This is a genomic window from Streptomyces sp. NPDC085927 (assembly GCF_044540975.1).
Lineage (GTDB): Bacteria > Actinomycetota > Actinomycetes > Streptomycetales > Streptomycetaceae > Streptomyces > Streptomyces hirsutus.
Map to the genome: position 1 here is coordinate 44,871 of NZ_JBITSN010000023.1, position 18,048 is coordinate 62,918.

At 64.1% G+C, this 18,048-nt stretch carries 19 protein-coding genes; 11 read left to right on the forward strand and 8 right to left on the reverse strand.

The genetic code is table 11. The features are described 5' to 3' along the window. Nucleotides 1-56 precede the first annotated feature (56 nt). Complete coding sequence (locus ACIF80_RS34920; protein WP_399812336.1) at nt 57-260, reverse strand: hypothetical protein; 204 nt, start codon at nt 258-260, stop codon at nt 57-59. A gap of 565 nt (nt 261-825) precedes the next feature. Next, nucleotides 826-2,637 (reverse strand): hypothetical protein, encoded by a 1,812-nt coding sequence (locus ACIF80_RS34925; protein ID WP_399812339.1) that lies wholly within the window; start codon nt 2,635-2,637, stop codon nt 826-828. Nucleotides 2,638-3,271: 634 nt separating this feature from the next. Between ACIF80_RS34925 and ACIF80_RS34930 the strand changes: the two genes are divergently transcribed. After that, nucleotides 3,272-4,018 carry a DUF5131 family protein gene (locus ACIF80_RS34930; protein ID WP_399812342.1) on the forward strand — a complete coding sequence of 249 codons (747 nt, stop codon included), beginning with the start codon at nt 3,272-3,274 and terminating at the stop codon, nt 4,016-4,018. A gap of 24 nt (nt 4,019-4,042) precedes the next feature. Here ACIF80_RS34930 and tcmP read toward each other — a convergent pair whose 3' ends face one another. Next, nucleotides 4,043-5,224: a three-Cys-motif partner protein TcmP gene (gene tcmP, locus ACIF80_RS34935; RefSeq protein WP_399812345.1), complete on the reverse strand. Its 1,182-nt coding sequence runs from the start codon at nt 5,222-5,224 to the stop codon at nt 4,043-4,045. 285 nt (nt 5,225-5,509) lie between these two features. On the opposite strand from tcmP, the gene ACIF80_RS34940 reads away from it, so the two are divergent. Continuing rightward, the gene (locus ACIF80_RS34940) at nt 5,510-5,779 is read left to right on the forward strand and encodes a hypothetical protein (protein ID WP_399812347.1); all 270 of its coding nucleotides are present in this window, start codon (nt 5,510-5,512) and stop codon (nt 5,777-5,779) included. A gap of 7 nt (nt 5,780-5,786) precedes the next feature. On the opposite strand, the gene ACIF80_RS34945 is transcribed toward ACIF80_RS34940, so the two are convergent. Both ACIF80_RS34945 and ACIF80_RS34950 read right to left on the reverse strand, forming a co-directional pair. Beyond that, on the reverse strand, nt 5,787-6,041 hold the full coding sequence (locus ACIF80_RS34945) for a hypothetical protein (protein WP_399812350.1): 255 nt from the start codon (nt 6,039-6,041) through the stop codon (nt 5,787-5,789). Between the two features lie 423 nt (nt 6,042-6,464). Beyond that, the gene (locus ACIF80_RS34950) at nt 6,465-6,812 is read right to left on the reverse strand and encodes a hypothetical protein (protein WP_399812353.1); all 348 of its coding nucleotides are present in this window, start codon (nt 6,810-6,812) and stop codon (nt 6,465-6,467) included. Between the two features lie 13 nt (nt 6,813-6,825). Between ACIF80_RS34950 and ACIF80_RS34955 the strand changes: the two genes are divergently transcribed. Continuing rightward, the gene (locus ACIF80_RS34955; RefSeq protein WP_399812355.1) at nt 6,826-7,500 is read left to right on the forward strand and encodes a hypothetical protein; all 675 of its coding nucleotides are present in this window, start codon (nt 6,826-6,828) and stop codon (nt 7,498-7,500) included. 25 nt (nt 7,501-7,525) lie between these two features. Here the strand turns inward: ACIF80_RS34955 and ACIF80_RS34960 are convergent, their stop codons facing one another. Beyond that, on the reverse strand, nt 7,526-9,265 hold the full coding sequence (locus ACIF80_RS34960; RefSeq protein ID WP_399812358.1) for an ABC transporter ATP-binding protein: 1,740 nt from the start codon (nt 9,263-9,265) through the stop codon (nt 7,526-7,528). A gap of 140 nt (nt 9,266-9,405) precedes the next feature. Here ACIF80_RS34960 and ACIF80_RS34965 point away from each other — a divergent pair, with 140 nt between their 5' ends. The 8 genes from ACIF80_RS34965 to ACIF80_RS35000 all read left to right on the forward strand — a co-directional run bounded on the left by ACIF80_RS34965 (nt 9,406) and on the right by ACIF80_RS35000 (nt 16,521). Then, nucleotides 9,406-10,437 (forward strand): methyltransferase, encoded by a 1,032-nt coding sequence (locus ACIF80_RS34965; RefSeq protein WP_399812361.1) that lies wholly within the window; start codon nt 9,406-9,408, stop codon nt 10,435-10,437. A 68-nt stretch (nt 10,438-10,505) separates the two neighbouring features. Next, a complete protein-coding gene (locus tag ACIF80_RS34970) occupies nt 10,506-10,673 on the forward strand; it encodes a hypothetical protein (RefSeq protein ID WP_399812364.1) in 168 nt (55 codons plus the stop codon). A gap of 69 nt (nt 10,674-10,742) precedes the next feature. Continuing rightward, nucleotides 10,743-11,750 (forward strand): LLM class flavin-dependent oxidoreductase, encoded by a 1,008-nt coding sequence (locus tag ACIF80_RS34975; protein WP_399812366.1) that lies wholly within the window; start codon nt 10,743-10,745, stop codon nt 11,748-11,750. Then, the gene (locus ACIF80_RS34980; RefSeq protein WP_399812369.1) at nt 11,740-12,333 is read left to right on the forward strand and encodes a flavoprotein; all 594 of its coding nucleotides are present in this window, start codon (nt 11,740-11,742) and stop codon (nt 12,331-12,333) included. The genes ACIF80_RS34975 and ACIF80_RS34980 overlap by 11 nt, the downstream gene beginning before the upstream one ends. Beyond that, complete coding sequence (locus ACIF80_RS34985) at nt 12,330-13,550, forward strand: M16 family metallopeptidase (RefSeq protein WP_399812372.1); 1,221 nt, start codon at nt 12,330-12,332, stop codon at nt 13,548-13,550. The genes ACIF80_RS34980 and ACIF80_RS34985 overlap by 4 nt, the downstream gene beginning before the upstream one ends. Then, nucleotides 13,547-14,500, forward strand: coding sequence for an insulinase family protein (locus tag ACIF80_RS34990; RefSeq protein ID WP_399812374.1), 954 nt, complete (start codon nt 13,547-13,549; stop codon nt 14,498-14,500). Before ACIF80_RS34985 ends, ACIF80_RS34990 begins: the two co-directional genes overlap by 4 nt. Continuing rightward, the gene (gene lxmK, locus ACIF80_RS34995) at nt 14,493-15,563 is read left to right on the forward strand and encodes a class V lanthionine synthetase subunit LxmK (protein ID WP_399812376.1); all 1,071 of its coding nucleotides are present in this window, start codon (nt 14,493-14,495) and stop codon (nt 15,561-15,563) included. Before ACIF80_RS34990 ends, lxmK begins: the two co-directional genes overlap by 8 nt. After that, the gene (locus ACIF80_RS35000; RefSeq protein ID WP_399812379.1) at nt 15,556-16,521 is read left to right on the forward strand and encodes a T3SS effector HopA1 family protein; all 966 of its coding nucleotides are present in this window, start codon (nt 15,556-15,558) and stop codon (nt 16,519-16,521) included. Before lxmK ends, ACIF80_RS35000 begins: the two co-directional genes overlap by 8 nt. On the opposite strand, the gene ACIF80_RS35005 is transcribed toward ACIF80_RS35000, so the two are convergent. Both ACIF80_RS35005 and ACIF80_RS35010 read right to left on the reverse strand, forming a co-directional pair. Beyond that, nucleotides 16,513-17,346 carry a phosphatidate cytidylyltransferase gene (locus tag ACIF80_RS35005; RefSeq protein ID WP_399812382.1) on the reverse strand — a complete coding sequence of 278 codons (834 nt, stop codon included), beginning with the start codon at nt 17,344-17,346 and terminating at the stop codon, nt 16,513-16,515. The genes ACIF80_RS35000 and ACIF80_RS35005 overlap by 9 nt on opposite strands. Then, nucleotides 17,328-17,603, reverse strand: coding sequence for a response regulator transcription factor (locus ACIF80_RS35010; RefSeq protein ID WP_399812384.1), 276 nt, complete (start codon nt 17,601-17,603; stop codon nt 17,328-17,330). Before ACIF80_RS35010 ends, ACIF80_RS35005 begins: the two co-directional genes overlap by 19 nt. Nucleotides 17,604-18,048 lie beyond the last annotated feature (445 nt).

The following is an 18,048-nucleotide window of genomic DNA, read 5'->3' on the forward strand; positions in this document are numbered from 1 at the left end:
GAGAGAGCCGGCGGCCGGGCCGAGCCCCACGTCATGAGGCCCGGCCTGGGCAGTCTTCAGACGAGACCGAGCACGGCCAGTGTCGTGAGTCCGAGCGTCATGGACACCGCGAAGGTGCCCCCTGCAGAGAGGACGGCCTCGGCGAGGGAGGCCCCGGTGGTGTAGGTGAGGATTCCAGCACCGGTAGCCACGATTATCGAGGCCAGGGCGCACACCACGACCAGCAGCACTTTGACGCCGAACGATGGGTTGAACTTCAACGGTCCGGATGACCTTTCCGGTGGCCGGACCTGGGGCACACGGCTCTCAGCCCGACCACCACGTTGCCTACGTGGGATCTTGCTGAGGCCGTGCCGACGTTCACGAGTCTCGCTGGCCTTGCCAGGGCCGTCCTGTGGCTGTTCATCCCGATCTGCTCGGTGGTCAACGGTGCGTAGGCTCACCAATAAGCTCTCGAGGCATCAGCCACGGGCTTCGCAACATAGCCGCATAACAGGGAACAGCACGATGAGGCTCAAGCCCACTTCGGGGCGCCTTGTTGTCGGCCGACCCGGGACACGTCGGGGTCCCGAGCTCGCGCATGTCGCTCGCACTAGCTGCGCACTGTAGTGGAAGGGCAGAATCACAACACTCAAGACACGCACACTTGTTCAGTCCGACGGCTGGGGGCACGCGGCGCCCAGGTTCGCCGGTACGGCCGTCGGTTTCGCCGGCGGGTAGGACTGGCCAGCCGTGGGCCGCGCCGCCCGGCGGCCCTACGGCGCCGCAGCGACCAAGGCCAGCGCCAGGCCCGCGAACCGTGGCCGCCCCGAACCTTCCGTTGCCTCAGCCGAGAAGAGCAGCCCGTTCAGGATGTCTACGCGCCCGGGTGGGTGTGCCGTCCAGGGAGTCGAGGAGCTGACCGAAGGTGATCTTCTCTTCGTCGTAGTCGAAGGTCATCGCGGCGGCGAGGGCCTCCCACCGTCCCGTGCTGCGCCCGCAGTGGTCCAGCAGGATCTTCAGGGTGGCTTCGGGTTCGTGGTGGGCGAGGACCTCGTCGGCGGGGAACTGGCGCAGGTGCTCCAGGGTGCGGTAGCGGGATTTCACGATGGCGCGGTAGACCTCGGAGCGGGAGAGGATCTCACCGGTGGCGGGGGAGTCGAGCCAGGACTGCAGGACGGCCGCGGGGTCGGGGTGCTTGCTGAGTTCGTCGTCGTCCAGCAGCCGTACCACACCGTCGTCCTCGTCTTCGGGTACCGGGACGGCGGCTGCCGCGGCCAGGAACCAGTCGGGGCCGTCGGCCTTCTCGGCGATCCAGGCCAGTTCGGCGGGGTGCAGCCCGTTCAGGACGTCTGCGACGGTGGTATGCGGGGCGTGCGGGTTGGCGGCGAGGGTGGACAGTGCCTGGACGCGGCGGTGCTCGTAGTGGCGTTCCAGGAGCCGGGCCGGGCGGTCGTGGTCGGGATCTGCGTTGTCGATGATGCGGATCAAGGCTCGGCTCGGCGTGGGGGAGACGACGGCCGGCTGATCGAGCCGGGCGAGCTGGGCGCAGGCTCCGGCGAGGTGGTCGGGGTTGGCGCTGAGGAGGGCAAGGTCCTCGGCGAGGCGGAGGACGCGGCCGTCGAACTCGTGGTCGCCTTCCTGCTTGTCGGCCCAGGTGAGCAGTTGGCCACGGATGACGAGAGTGTCGGCGGCCGCGTGCAGCTGGTCGGCGACGAGGTCGACCAGGTGTGGGTTGTTGTGGACGCGGTTTGCGAGGTGGTGCAGGGTCCGGCGGGCAGTCACCTGTGGGTTGGGCAGGTCGGCTAGTTCGGGCAGGCACAAGGCCGGAAGGCAGGCGAGCAGCAGTTCCTCGCTGAGAGCGGGAGCCGGGTCGGCGGGGAGTTCCTTGCCATCCGGGTCGGCGGCGCGGAGCCGGGCTTTCTCGAGGGTCTGCGTCTCGGCCTGGTCCAGCAGCAGGTGCTGGACAGCCGCCCCGAGCACGGGGTGGGCGGTGAGCTGCGCCCACCGCCCGGGGCACCGGGCCAGCATCGCCCAGCTGGCGCGGCCGCCCAGTTCCAGCGACCAGTCCTTCGGATACGCGGACGCGGCTTCCCAGCCCTCTTCGGGTTCCGGGTGGAGCAGGTACGCGGCGAGCGGGGTGAGGCAGGCTTCCAGGACGGCGTCGAACAGTTCTGGCGGCACGGGCGGGGCCGGCGCGGCGCCCTTGGTGCGGGTGTAGCGGTCGGGGTCCCAGTTCCGGATGACCTGCTCTACCTCGTGGTCGGGGAGGCGGGGCAGGAGCGCGATTGCCGCCTCGACCTGGCCGGGGTGCCATGCCAGCGCGGAGATCAGCCCGGCCCAGGCCCGGCGGTGCCGCAGGATGGCGGGCACGTCGGCGGCGGTCACGGTGCCGTCGGCCGCCAGGGCGGCCAGCATCTTCTCGTCGACGTGCACCAGGAGCTGGCCGCGCAGCCGCTTGGCAGAGGTCCGCGCCAGCAGCGCGGGCAGCGCGGCCTTGAGTGCTTCCTCCCGCCACCGGTCGGCCTGGGCGTCAAAGCCATCTGGCGCCGCCGCCGGGGCACACAAGGCCCCGATCACCGTCTTGAGTGCTTCCTCGGGGAGGTCCTTGCTCATCGCGAGATCCCGCCACAGCGGGTACGTACGGGCGTTGACCATCCTCGGATCCCCTCCACACCTGACCCGGCGTCACTGCCTGGTCGCCATCCGTAGAAGCGACCGTACGGCGCACTCGGGCCCAAGCGGGGCGCGATCCATAAAGTCGCCTCGCCTTCATGCGCTGATCTGAGCCATGCGAGAGCGCGGCGGGTCAACGGCGTGGGATGAGTTCGGGCACCGAGGAGGCGGTGTGCGGCCATATCACCGCGTCGGGTGGAGACGCCATCGCGGACGCGGTGGAGCGGCAGGCTGCCGCGATGCGCGCGCTCAGCGCCCGCGCCTTCCCAGAGACCGACGTGCCAGGCGAGCAGCTGGCTCCGATCGAGGCGGCCCGCACCAGACGTCGGCAGGCGGAGGCCCCCGGGTCCTGGCGCTGCGCGAAGCCCGGCAGGAACTCGTGGCCTGGAAAGCAGCTGCGCCTCAACGGCTGTTGTCCGGTGAGGGCCGACTCCAGGAGGCCTAAGCGGCTGCACCGTGCGGCTCGACGGTCGGCGCAGCGGCACCTACGACATGAACGTGTGCTCGATATTGTGAATGTTCAGGATCGGTTACGAACCTCGGCAGTCCCGGTCATCGCTTTCCGCAACGCGATGGTGGCAGGCATCGTTGGGCAGCACACAGCAGGAGGGGACCAGTGAGCGACCGTAGTGCGATCGAGTGGACCGAAGCGACGTGGAATCCGACCACGGGATGTGACCGTGTCTCGGAGGGCTGCGACAACTGCTACGCGCTGGCGCTGGCGAAACGCCTGAAGGCGATGGGCTCGCCGAAGTATCAGGCCGACGGTGACCCACGGACTTCCGGCCCTGGGTTCGGGCTGACGCTCCACCCGGACGCCCTGCGGGTGCCCTACGGGTGGAAGAGCCCGCGCACGGTGTTCGTGAACTCGATGAGCGACCTCTTCCACGCCCGGGTTCCGCTGGACTACGTGCGCCGGGTCTTCGAGGTGATGGCCGACACCCCGCAGCACACCTACCAGGTGCTGACCAAGCGGGCACGGCGCCTGCGGCAGGTCGCCGGCCGTCTGGAGTGGCCGGACAACCTGTGGATGGGCGTGTCGGTGGAGAGCGCCAAGGAGCTGCCGCGTGTGGACGACCTGCGGCAGGTGCCGGCGGCGGTGCGGTTCCTGTCGTGCGAGCCGCTGCTGGGGCCGCTGGACGGGCTCGAGCTGTCCGGAATCGACTGGGTGATCGCAGGCGGCGAGTCCGGGCGGGGGCACCGGCCGCTGGACGAGGCCTGGGTCGCGCAGATCCGGGACGTCTGCCAGCAAGCCGGTGTGGCCTTCTTCTTCAAACAGTGGGGCGGCCGCACGCCGAAGGCCGGCGGCCGCGAGCTGGACGGCCGTACCTGGGACGAGATGCCGCAGCCCGCGGCGGTGTAGCACCGCGGGCTGCGGGCGGCGCGTTCACGGTCGTGCAGGATGCACGACCAGTGCGCGGGTCTTTTCGCCGCCGATGCCCGTGGTGGGTGTCTTGCCCTGGCTGTGGAGGTACTTGACGGCTTTGCGGGCGGCCGGATCGGTGACCTGCCCGAAGTAGTCCCCGAAGACAGTCAGGGTGTGGTCGACCAGCCGGACCGGACGTCCGGCGCTCAGCAGTTCCTCCAGGTTGGCGGCCATGACCGGCACGGCTTCCTTCTCCACGGTCGCGGGGTCGGGCCGCAGGACGGAGACGGTGGAGAACAAGGCGTCGGGGTCGTCCCGGGTCTCCTGCAGTTCCAGGGTCTTCCACCATTCCGCGCGGGCCCGGGCCACGGTGTCGCCGAACACCCACAGCCCGTACTGGCTGCGGGTGGCGAACACCAGCCGGTAGACGGCGCGCTTGTGCGGCGCGTGCGAGACCGGCACCGACTGCACGAACATGCCGGTGCGGCGGGCCAGGCGGCGGGCGTACTCGGCTGCCACCGCTTCGATGGCGTCCTCCGCGGCGCCGGCCTGCGCGCCGGGGGCCGCCGCCTCGGCGAAGTACTCGCGCCACCAGGCGCCCCCGCAGACCTCGTCGAAGCGCCGCAGCGAGGTCTCGTTGCCCTTGGGCGAACGGACATGGCCGCCCAGCCGCCACACCGCCATCATGCTGAAGTTCATCAGCAGCTCGGTCGCCGGCTTCCTGCGCGGCCGCTGCCTGGCCAGCACATCCACGAGCCGGTCCTGGGGCAACACCAGCCCGCACGGATCCAGGAAGAGGAACAGCGGCGTGCCCGAGGCACGCTGGATAACGCTGTCGAGGACACCATCGACCTCACCGCGGTGGGCGTGCGCAAGCACACCGCGGCGGCGGTAGCCCTCCACGACCTCCTGCAGCCGCTCGAACGACCTGGCTTGTGCCTCGGTGAAGAAGCCCTCCACCGTCACCCCACGCTGGGCACGGAAGTGGGAGGCGACCCTGAGCGCGATCTCCGCGGAGGCGGGCTCGCCGTTCTCGTAACGGCCCTCGCCCGCGTACCCGTCCAGGTAGACCACCCGCTTGTCGTGCGACTGGCCGCTCAGCATGCCGCCGAACTGCGGCAGATAGCGCTTCAGCAGGTCATGCTTGAAGACGCTGGGCAGCGCTTTGTCTTTCCAGTAATCCCCGCTTGTTCCCGTCGACATGGCCCCCACCTCGTCACGGTCCGGTCAACCGTCTGCTACGCATGGTCAGTCACGCACCGGAGTCCGACAAGAGGCCCGAAGCCTCACCCCTCGCGGTTCCGACCTGGCTGCGGTGCTTGAGAGATCGTGGCGAGGGGACGCGGTTGCAGCAGTAGCCCGTTCGAGTGAGAGGCGTATGCTGCCGCGCCTCTCGGTCGTCAACCCAAGCAGTGCAACGTCGCCTGTTCCGGTGATCTCCGGCCCGGTCGCCGACATGGCATCGTGGCCGTCGCCACACTCGCGATCGTGACCGACCTGAACCTCCCCGGCGCCGCCTCCGAGGACCTCCCTGACGGGGCAGCTCGGAGGACAGCTGGCACCGGCCGCGTCCGCTTCTCGCTCGCGCGGTGGGTCCTCGCCCCGCGTACGACGTGGCAGGCACGCCGCCTGGCCGCTGACTTCGGTGAGGGGATGGATGCCCGAACTGCGTGGGTGATGGCCCGTCTGGCCCGTCATCCTGACGAGCGTGGCTACGCCATGGGTCACCTGGACGACGATCGTCGGGCCGTGGACTGAGCTGAGCTCAGGTGTCGGCCTTCGGTTCGCGTAGAGAGGTTCTCTCGCCGGGGACAGCCTCGCCGGTCTCGTCGTCGATGGACCACAGGGCGCAGGCGAGGAGGTACAGGGCGACCATCCCGGCGTAGATGAACGCGCCCCAGCCGAAGATCAGCACAAAGACGTTCGCGTCGCCGCGCGGGGCGCTGTAGGCGACGCCCTGCCCGGTGGTGAACAGCCACGAGAACCACGTGGAACGGACGAATCCCGGGTCCGCATCCACTCCGTCATCACCGGAGAGATCACCAACGAAGAGTGGAGATCCACCGTAGCGGCGCCGTGCACGTCTACGAATGATCCTCCCGGCACGACACCCGGCAACCGACTGATGCCGGGCGCCGTGCCGGGGCCCTTCACGCGGTGGTGGGGCCGGTCTCCTCGTCGGGGTTTGTGCTCTGCTCCGTGGAGGTCGGCAAGGTACCAGTGTTCTCCGGCTCGCCGTCGCCCTCGGTACGGCTTTCGACGGAGGGGATGTCCGAGGTGGGGGTGGTGCGGTCGTCGAGGGTGATGGTGACCGGCGTACCGCTGGAGGTGAGGTCGGTCAGGCTCTCTTCGATCCGCTCATACAGGGTGGCGGCGAGTTCTTAGTCGCCGTCGTCGTCGCTGGCGGTGTGCTTAATGGAGTGCAGGCTGATCAGCAGGGCAATCAGGGAACGACCGGACAGAGCGGCGCGGATCCGCTCGTCTCCCTCGCGGCGACCTGCGGCGGCACTCGGAAGTGCGGGTGCCGTCCGGCGTGGGCGGTGATGAACTCCCAGATGTCGCGGTGGCACAGCAGGCTGGCGGAGGAGACGCGGGCCGCCGTCTTGAGCAGGGTGCTGTGCTCTGCGCTCACCTCGGCGGCCGCGGTCTCGGCGGCGGTGTCGGGCTGGGGCCGCAGCTCTTCCACGGCGGCGCGCAGGTCTGCGATCTCCCCCCGCAGGGAGGCGAGCGCGGACCTGGCTTCGACCAGGGCCGTGCAGGCCGGCGAGCCCGTGGAGTGGACGGGCAGCATCGACGGGTCGACGATGCGCCACCGTGTCCTCCTGGCCGACGACGGCACCACCGCCGTCGAACAGGCTGTCTTCGCCGGTGGCCCTCTTGAGGAGATCCTGCTATGCGCCTGGCACCAGGCCGGGGAGCAGGGGCGGGAGTTGCTGGAGGACGGAGTGCTCGCCGCCCTGGATGACCTTCATGCGGTGGTCCGGCCGGTCCTGGAGGCTGAGATCCGCAAGGTTCGCCCCGACTACACCGCTGCTGTTCTGCAGTCCTTCCGTGAGGAGCCAGAACCGCACGGGCCGGGCATGCCGGTGTTCGGGTGGCGTCTTCTCCACCCGGTCGGCCCGGACACCACTTGGGAGGACACCCGCGATACCGCCGCGTGGAACACCTCCCAGACCATGTCCGGCTGGCTCGACTACTACGACCACATCCCCGAACTCCAGCGGACCGGACTTGTTGGCCTACTGCGCAAGCACGGTGTCCCTGTCGTGCTCTGCGCGGATTGCGGGCAACCCATCACCGACCGCCACCCGCGGTGGACCGGCGTCTGGGTCACTCCCGACAGTGAGCACGGCCCCGTGTGCGGAGAACCCCAGGCCGCTCCTGTCACTGCGAAGCCTCTGATCGGGACGTTCACCGACCAGGACTTCGGCAGCCCGCACCGCCCTGTGACACCACAGACAGTCTTCTGTCGGAGATGATCTGCAGTTACAGGACAGCCCTTATTCAGGACGGTACCCTTGGCCGCACCGAATCGCCCAGCAATTGCTTGGTTGCGAGATCTTGATAAATGCCTTCGATCGCGATCAGTTCCTGGTGAGTGCCTCGAGCGCAGATCCTTCCCTTGTCCATGACCAGAATTCGGTCAGCGGTAGTGACTGTGGAGAGGCGGTGTGCGATGACCAGGACCGTGGTTTCACGTGAGATGTCGGCGACCGCCTCTCTGATCTGGAGCTCGTTTACAGAATCGAGCTGCGAGGTGACTTCATCCAGTAGAAGGACAGTAGGGCGTCTCAGGAGCGTCCTGGCGATGGCGACACGCTGGCGTTCCCCTCCGGACAAGGCGGCCCCGCGATGCCCCACGGGAGAGTCCAGACCAGAGGGTAACCGTTTGATGAGTGCCTCAAGTCGAGTGGCAGAGATGATACTGGCGAGTTCGGCTTCCGTCGCCCAGGGCGCCGACAAGAGCAGGTTCTCCCTCAAGGTTCCATCAAGAACCGGAGCATCCTGCTCCACATATCCGATGGTAGATCGGAGTTGTTGCAGCGATATCTCTCGTATGTTCCGGCCATCCAACGTCACCTTGCCGTTTTGCGGGTCGTAGAAGCGCTCCAACAGAGAGAAGATAGTGGACTTACCCGCTCCGGACGGGCCGACGATTGCGGTCAATCCGCCGGCTGGCAGCTCGAAGCTCACATCGGACAGGGCCGCCGGCTCGTTCGAGTGGTAGCTGAAGGTGACCTCCTCGAAGGCGAGGGGGGATTTCAGGACCTGTTCAGCCCGGGGCGCTGCCAGCACCGGTTCGCATTCCAGATCGGATATCTCACCTATTCGCCGCACCGCCGCCAGACCGGCCTGCAAGCCGCTCGCTCCGTTCACGAGTAGTCCGATGGGGCCGGTGAGATAGAACAGGTAGAGCAAGAAGGCGATGAGCGAGGACAGGGGGAGGGCGCCGCTTTCGACCCTTGCACCTCCGACTCCCAGCACTGCGAGGAAGGACATCTGAATGATGAGACTTGTTGACACCCCGGCCAGCGCCCCCCAGCCTGCCGCACGGACCCCGTGCTGATATGCCCTTTCAGCAGCATCATTCAGGGCGGAGATCTCCCGTTCCTCGGCTCCGCTTGCCTTGATCGTGCGGAGCGCGCCCAGCGACCGTTCGAGGCCCGATGCAAGTTCTGCCAGGGCGATTTGCACCTTCTGGCCAGCCATACCGATCCGGGGCATGACGGTTACCGTGGCGCTGCCCACAACGATCAAGATTCCGCTAACCACGGCGAAGAGCACGCCGTCCAACTTGTACATGAAGAACGTCATACCGATTAGGGAGCAGAGTCCCGTCGCCACATCGACGAGATTTCCTGTCGCTGCTTGACGGAGAAGAGTCGTGTCTGCAGTCGCCCGAGACAAGAGATCTCCTGGCTTGAACCGCTCGGCCGCGCTGACGCGCAGGCTGATCAGGCGGGCGAGCAGGTGCCGGCGGGCGCCAAGGACCACGCCCTCGGCGCTTCGCTCGATCACATAGGTCCCCAAGGCGGCAGCAACGGCTCCGCCGACAATCAGGACGCCCAGCCATAGGCTCGGTGCGAAGACTGAACCCTCTGCGCCAAGAGCCTCGACGAAGTCCTTGGCAACCAGAGGTTGCAGAAGGCTGGCCAGCGCGCCCATGGCACTGAGCAGACCGCCGACGATGAGCGAGCGTCGCTGTGCACGGGAGTAAGCCAATAGTTCGCGGATCTCCCGCACCCGGGCCTCCAAAGCTCTGGCGTTACGGGCACCCTACACAGGTGGCGAGCCGATGAGGTATTGCACTTTTTGGTGATTGCGCACGGCCCTCCTCCCCGTTCATTCTTCTTACACGGATTGAAAGGGAGGCTGCGAAGGCTATGAGTGCAGCGTTAGAGCGTGATCCGGCAGATGGCGTTATCGAACTGCTTGAGGATGCGGATCTCCTGCGCCCGATGGCTATTCGTGTCGCGGCAACTCTCAGACTGGCCGACCACGTGGCTAACGGCGTCAGCACAGCGGACGAGTTGTCCGCACGCACCGGGACGCATTCAGGCAGCCTGGAAAAACTGATGCGATTCCTTATAACACTGGGAGTGTTCAAGGGGACCGCCGACGGTTACAGTCTCACCGAGCGCGGAGAGCTTCTCGCCTGGGATGCGCCCGCTCCGATCGCTCGTGCACTTGATCTAGAGGGCATGATGGGGCGAGGCGAGCTCGCGATAGCGAATCTGCTGCACACCGTCCGAACCGGAGAGACCGCCTATTCCAACCTGTTTGGCAAAAGCTATTGGGAAGATCTCAACGGTGACCCCCTCTATCTGGAATCCCTGGATCCGGCAGGAATAAAGGGATCAGGATTCGCCTGGGACGCACATCTCGTTACGGATTCGTATGACTGGAGCGGTATCGGCCACGTCGTCGACGTCGGAGGAAATGCCGGCAGTATTCTCATTAGCCTCCTACAAAAGCACTCGCATCTGCAGGGCACCGTGGTGGATCTTCCAAATTTCGTGAAGATTGCCCAACGTCAGATCGAAAGGGCAGGTCTCTCCGATCGATGCGATGCGGTGGTAGCGGACATGCTCACTGCACTCCCTGCAGGAGGAGACGTATACCTCCTTTCCGCGATCCTGTCTGACTGGGATGATGGCGATGCAGTCCTAATTCTTAGGCAGTGCGCGAAGGTAGCGGGCTCGACGGGACGAGTTCTGGTCGCGGAAGTCGACATGGATTTGGATCTACCTGATCCCGAGCACAAGGCTGCGGCCGATCTACGGATGGCCGCTGCGGTCACGGTTCCCTCAAGGAGCGTAGACGCTATCAAAGAACTCGCGTCCAGGGCCGGTCTGCGTCTCACCTGGGAGGGGCCTGCCACCCGTAGCAGATCGATCCTAGAATTTATGAACTGAGGCGCTTGTAGAGAATGAGTGCATGCATTCTCTATTTCCATCTCAGCCATAAGGAAGAGAGAGTAGAAATGGACAAGAAGGAAGCCATCCAGGAGCTCGTCGCCGGCTTCGACACCTACGCCGCCCCGGGTGACCTGAGCGAGGTCGCCGCCGGCGACGCTCCTGCGAGTGCGTGGGGTTGCGTCTCGTTCCTCGTCTCCGTCAGCGTCTCCACGACCGTGGTCAAGGGCTGCTAGTAGCCTCTCGCGGCTGGGCTCCTGGCTCAAATGGGGTCCAGCCGCGCTCCAACCGAGTCTGGAAGAGCAATGAAGTACTCCGTGATGCTGCCCTTCATGGGCGTTCTCCCTCAACAGGCCATCCCATACGCAGCTCTGGTCGATCGCACCAGCCTGATGCGGCTCTGGCAAGGCCAAGCCATGTCGATCGAACCACACCAGCTGTTCGCATATGCGGCTGGACAGGGTTTCAATATTCCCGTCGGGACATGCGTCTCGGTCATGCCCTTCCGGCACCCCTTCGAGGCAGCGATCGAAGCGCGTTCCCTGGCGTTGACGACTGGGAAGCCAGTGGTTGCGGGCTTCGGCCCGGGCGCGCGCCTTCTTCAAGAGACGCTTCTGGGACGCCCGTACGCGAGCCCACTGGCAGCTGTACGAGAGTACTTGACCCTGGTGCGTTCACTGCTTGACGGAGAGATGGCGTCGGAAGCGGGGACCTATTTCACCGCCAAGGACGCGATGCTTCCACCACTCCCAGGCCCGGCCATCGGCTCGCTCGACATCGAGCTGGGGCTCGGAGTGCTTAGACCTGGGATGGCGCGACTCGTCGGTGAGCTTGCCGACGTGGCGATCACCTGGCTGACTCCTCCCAAATACCTCCAGGATCGGATCCTCCCGGCCATGCGTGAAGCGGCGGCTACCGCTGGACGCGCCGTGCCGCGGATTGCCGCTGTGGTCCCAGTGTCCTTGACCAAGAACGGTCGAGACGCCGCCTCCGTCGTCTTGGCCGGGTCCAGGTTCCATCTCCAGGCACCGCACTATCTCGACATGCTGACAAAAGCCGGACTGAAGGTCGATTCCGATCAGCCCGAGGTAACTGCTCGGAGCCTTGTCGCGGCTGATGGCTTCATCTCCGGTACACCCGAGGACGTAGTCAAGGGCCTGGACGCCTATCGGGCTGCCGGCGTGGACGAGGTGGTGCTCAACTTAACCGGAGTGTGCGCCCTGGAAGGAGAAAAGGCGGCGTTCAGTGAGCTCGCCGCTATCCAGTGCGCAATCGAGGACTCCCTGGGGCAGGAGTCTCTTCATGACCGATGAAACGCCACCTCTACCTCCGCATCCTGCGTTCGGCTTCTCACGACTGCTAGTCGTCGTAACCGGTGCGGTCAACGCTTCCGAAACTGCAGGTTGGGTCACCTGGATCCGGGCATGCTACCCGGACCTCGAATACAGAATTGTCCTGACGCACAGTGCCCAGAGGTTCGTAACACGGACCGCGCTGAGCGCCTCCGCTGGCAGCTCGGCTCTGGTCGACGAGTGGCCCGAACATGAGGGAGTGGCCCGACACGTTGAATGGGCCGGATGGGCGGATGCGGTCGTGGTCTACCCAGCCACGATGCACTACTTGGCGCGACTGGCGACCGGAATGGCCGATACGCCATCGTTGCTCGCTGCGCACTGTACATCGAGCCCGATCTCGCTCGCCATGTCCGTGCCTCCAGGCGCTATTACCAGCCCGGTGTACATGCAACATTTGGAGCTGTTGACAGCGCGTAAAAACATAGACGTAATCCCGCCGGTCAGGGGGATCAGCGTAAGCACCGGACGTAACGACGGGTGGGGGCCAGCGCCCCTCCCTGAGGTATTCGCCCGTCTGGAAAAGCGGCGGCAGGGAAAGTGATCCAGGATTTTACTCTCCCCAACGGGTTGCGTGCCCTTCTTGTTCCTGATCAGCAGACGCCTCGCGTAGCCGTGGCGGTGCATTATGGCGTCGGCTTCAGATCGGAGCAACCAGGGCAGGAAGGCCTCGCCCACCTATTCGAGCACTTGATGTTTTGTGGCAGTGAAAACTTTCCGGGCGGGTCTTATTTCAGAGAGGTCCTGGAATCTGGCGGGTGGGCCAACGCCACTACTCATCAGGACTACACAGAGTATTTCCAAGTGGTTACGGCAGATCGGCTCGAATCTGCCTTGTTCGCCGAGGCCGACCGAATGCGCGCTCCCACCCTGAACGCCGAAAGCCTGGCTGCGCAGCTGAATTTCGTCGAGCAAGAGATCGCGACTGCTCGCGCCGACGCCACCGCGTGTGCCTCTTGGCCCCTGCTCGGGCAAGCTATGTTTGACGATTTCGCTAACGCGCACGATGGCTACGGCGAACTGACGGCACTTCGCAACACTTCCCTTGTAACTTGCCGGCGCTTTGCATTGGACCACTACGTTCCGGCTAATGCGGTGTTGACTGTTACTGGGAGATTCGACTCGGATCATGTAACGAGACTGGTCAAGGGCTACTTCGGCGACATCCCGTCAAGTCCCCCGATGTGCCCCGCCGGCCCGCTGGAGACGGCGTCGGGACCTTCTCGAGAAATCGAGGTACGTGGAGCAGCGGGATCGGCTTCCGTTGTGGCGGTCGGGTTCCGCTTACCAGGCCCGGAACTGGGTCTCACCGAGTACGTTGCTCACATGGTGGTCGCGCAGATCCTGGCGGACACGGGAGTTCCCTCGGATGCTGATGCTCCACTGCCGGTCACTGCCCGCTGCGGTTTCTTCCAGCCCATGGACGCTCTGAGTCCTGATGTCCTACAGGTCGTGGCCAGGTTGCCGGAGAAGTTCGACCCAGCCCTGCTCCCGGTGAGCCTAGGGGACCGGCTCAAGCGCATCGCGGCCGCACCGAATTCGGCTCTCTCCAAGCGTGCGGCGGGGGCTTTGGTCATCGACTTCTACAGACGTTCCCATGAGCCCCTGGCGAGGGCGCGGAGTCTAGGGCGGAACGCTCTCTTGTTCGGCGACCCAAGGCCAAGCCTCTCGCTCCCCGATTTAATCCTGCGCTCCGACCCGGCGAGTGCCGCCGCCCGGCTTTTGGAACAGCGTCCGTCCGTGGTTGTGGTCCGGTCATGAACGTCGAGCGACCTGAGTTTCGCGACGTAGATCTGGACAGCGGCATCCGAGTCGTCGTGGTCACCGACGACCGGGTCCCTCTTGTAGAGGTGCGCCTCCGGACGCCCAACCACGGGGTCACACCAGCAGTCATCCAGCGCTTCAGCGCCTCAGGGAGCCAAGGTTACCTCTCGCCGCAGGCGATCATCAGTGGGTACTGGCTGGACGTTCAGGCGAGCGCGCTGGCGCATTGGAATGGCCGGCTGCTCAGAACATTGAGCGGTGTCCTCGGCGCGGGCCTCGTCCCTGACAGCGTGCTCGTCATCGTCGGTTCAGTGGACCTGGACAAAGCCGTCGCAGACGCCGCCTCAGCGTTCGAAGGCTCCCCTCGGCGACCGAAAGCACCTTCGGCTGTCGGGCCTCCAGGAGTGTTCGCCGTGGACGTCACCGGCGGCAACGTCGCCCTGCGGACCGCTGAGGCTCCGCCGGGTTCGTGCGTATCTGAGGCCGCCCGCACGGTGGCGACGGCAATCATCGGCGGGCACGAGGAATCTCGGCTGGGCCGCAGATTCCGCAGGACCGCCACGCAGGTGTACCGACTCGACGCAGCTCGCGATGCGCTTCGCGGAGCCCCTGAGTTCGTCGTCCGAGCGGTCACTTCCCCTGACAGCGCGAATGAGGGTCTTCACCAGGTCATGGAGGAAATCAGAAACACTCAGACGGGCATTCTTGAGCAGGAGGAGATCAACACAGCAGCCACCTTGGTCCGCGGCCAACTCCTCTCTATCTTCGATTCGCAGTCCACGCTAGCCGACCGGCTTATCCGAACAATCGCCATGGGCCGCGCCCCCGAGGACATGTGGCACCTGCCTGAAGCGATCACTGGCGTTGGCATTGGCGATGTGACCTCTGCATTTCATGAACTCTTGGGACGATCAATAGATGAACTGAGGTGTACAACTCATGAATGACACTGCCGACATCGAGGCCGTCATGCTGTCTACGGGCTTCGGCTCTTTTGTTGGAGAAGTTCGGCAGACGCACCATGGACGAAATCACATGTGGTCCGGCGCTACCTCCGAGGGCTCCAATGTCTTCGTTAAGCGACTTGTCGGCGACTCCGTGGATGTGCAAAGGAGATACAACCGCTGTGTTGCCCATGCCAAGTTCGCTGCTGCTGGACCTGCGAAGAGTGTCTCGACGCCCCGGCTGCTTGCTGCGGACGAGCGGTCAAGAACACTGATTTTTGAGTACGTGCAGGGTAGCCGCTCCGGAGCTGAGCTCATGGCGAAGGATGCTTTTCCCGACTCCACTGCCCGCGAAATAGGGAGAGCCATCGGAGAGCTGCACGGGATGACCGTTCATGGGGCTGAAGATTCCGCAGGCCCTTTACTCCCTTCCCTTGAGCTGCTCGAAGGGCTTCCTGCGGCGATGTTTGAGGCGTCGAGCAACGCAGAGCTCGAAGCGTGGCGGCTGATGCAGGGGGATGCACGGCTCATCGAGGGGATCGCCACGCTTCTCGACCAGGAGTTCAAGGCACCCAAGGTTCCAGCACACTGCGACTTCCGTCTCGACCAGGTGCTGCTCACCGATGAACGGCTATGGATCGCAGATTGGGAAGAGTTCCGAGTTGCCGACCCCGCACGTGATGTCGGCAGCTTCGCAGGCGAATGGCTCTACCGCTCTATCATGGACATCGCCACGACGCGCGGGGACTCTGAGATCGAGGAAGTCGAGCTCACCGCCGAAATGATCATTCAGCGTGGAGTGACCAAACTGTCCAGACTTCAGCCGAAAATCCAGCAGTTCTGGTATGGCTATCGAGAGACACGCCAGAATATCGATGCCGACCTGGCTCATCGGGCGACAGCATTTGCGGGATGGCACCTACTCGACAGGCTGATCGCCAGTGCGTCGGGTCAGGTCCGCTTGCTCGGGCCTGACCGTGCAGCCGCCGGCGTTGGCCGCACCGCTCTGCTCACACCGGAGCGGTTCATTTCAGTACTGGGATTGGGAGACGGGTCAAATGCCTGATGAAGCACCAATGAAGCCAGCAGACATGCTGCAGGTCGCGAAGTCGGTAACTATCTCGCCGGATCGGCTCTCGGCGGACGTCGCCGGCATGGATTTTTCTGAGGATTCGCCCCGCGAGTTGCAAAAGGTTATAGCGGGCGCCCTGTACGAGCGGTTTCACGTCGGCAGGGAGGTTGGCAAGATAATCAACCGCCAGCTGACCCGAAGCTTGCATCGCGATATCGATTTCGAGATGAGATTGCGAAAGGCGGTTCCGCACGAGAATATCGAAGTGACTGGACGAGTGATGCGCATGCCGCGCGCTAACTCGGATGGTCTGCGTGAAGTCCTTCTTGACCGCGATGGCTTGAGGATCTGGACACCAATCGAGGCGCTACATGAAACGAATATCCGTTCCATCGGGCAGATAGTCTCTTTGAGTGCGAGCCCGTGCCGCCCAGCGGTGTCTCCCGGGTTTTTTCTCGTTCAAGGCAAGCGGCACCTCGACCCCGATTCCAGCATTGTGCGTGTGTACACCAACATCACAGAACACGAGCAGGCACCGGATGTCTGGGCGGCTGCGCTTAGACGTCTCGAAGATGTCGGTGCGGCCTTTCGCGCGAAGATTCTTTCTGATCTGCCGTCGTATCCGAGAAGGGACGCCCTTGTTATCTATCTAGAGTCCACCTATGAAGCGGCAGCGTTCGATATAGCTGATGCCGTATCTGGGCTCCCCGGAGTGGGAGCCACCACTTCGGTTTATGCCTCGGAACTCACCGCTGGGGTAGCCATGGCCTGGGAGCCGAGCGACCCCAGGCCTGGCCGACATGGCCTGAGCTTCGGCCAGCACCGGTCGAGCGTGCTGGCCGAAGCTCTGATGCACTCCGCGAGGACCGGCTGTCCGATAGGGACATCGCTGACGGATCACCTGGTCGAGGCCGGCGTCGACCCAGGTAACCCTGCGCGGAACCTACACTGAGAACAGCGTGAGCAGTATCCAGACCGGCGCCGCGGTGGCGAGAAGCGAGTCCAGTCGATCCATGACACCGCCATGGCCCGGTAGGAGCGAACCCATGTCTTTAAGGCCAAGATCACGCTTGACCACCGAAGCAATGAGATCGCCGAAAGTGGCGGCGACCACTGCGGTGGCGCCCAGAGACACGCCCTGCCACCAGACAAGGTCCAGCAGATAGCAGGAACAGAGAATGCCTACTGCGATGCAACCCACCACGGATCCGGAAAATCCTTCCCAGGTCTTTTTTGGGCTGATCTCAGGGGCCATGCGATGAGTGCCGAAAAGGGTGCCCGCGAGATAGCCGCCGATATCGCTAGCTACGGTCAACGCGATCCAAGTGGTCACGTGGTCGGCGCCGTCCGACGAGCGGAGTAAGAGCATGCTAAAGCTCCCGAAGAGGGAGACCCATGCCAAAACCATGATCGATGCGGATGCATCTTTGACATAACCTGAGACTGGCTGGTACATCCGCCACGCCAGCAGCGCCAGGCAGGTCAGGGAGAAGCTGATGAGAAGAGCCTCCACCCCCATGACAAATGCGAATGCCAGCATGAAGATTGAACCCGCGAGGACCGGCACTCGGCAGACGCCTATGCTTCGCGCCATCAATGCTTGAGAAATCTCATTGACGGCAAGAACGATAAATGCCGCCGATAACACGGCGAAAGCGGGTTTGAAAAGATAGAGGGTAGTCAGGCTAACTCCGATTAGGCCCACCCCGACGACGGAAGCAGCAGACAAGTCCCGACCGCCAGCGGGGGAGCCTGGGCTCACCGAGGTGTTCTGCATTTTACACATCCGGCGGTTACGTTCTGGTGGACCAGGGATATCAATCCTGCCTGCAGCCTTGACTCAACTTGTAATTTTTTGAAAATATTTGCCATGTGAGCCTTAATGGTATACTCGGAGATATCTAATTCTGCGGCGATCTTTCGATTCGAATAGCCGGAGCCCAGCAGGAGAAATACGTCTCTCTCTCGAGAGGAAAGCTCTTCTATTATGCTGACCTTCGACTGCCAAGAATAATGAACTTCCGAACCGCGCACCAAGCCCCCTGTGTGAACTGTGTACTAGACCGCTGTTGAATCAAATTCAAGACTAGCCGACGGCAAGCTAAGCCCCACCATGAGATCATAAGTTCGAATGTAAGGCAACTCTATCCAGTGCACTTGAGACCGCTCTCATCCCTCTTTGTGCGATCTGGCCAGATTCCGGCAACAAAATGGCCCGAATGACACTGTGAAGCGGATGAGTAAATATGCGATAGGGCGAGCAGGGTGGGATTTTGAGGCCGCTGCGGACATAGCTCAACGAGGCCGCTCACGCGAGGGTCATGGGTTCAGGTATGCTCGTTCCTATTGAAAGCTTTCCCGAAACAGTGCAGGCCGCCTGTCGCTGGTTGCCGCTCACGCCCATCATTGGTCTGATTCAGTCGGGATGGACCGGCAACGCCGCAGCAGGCGAATATCTACTGCACTTATTTCAAGCTCT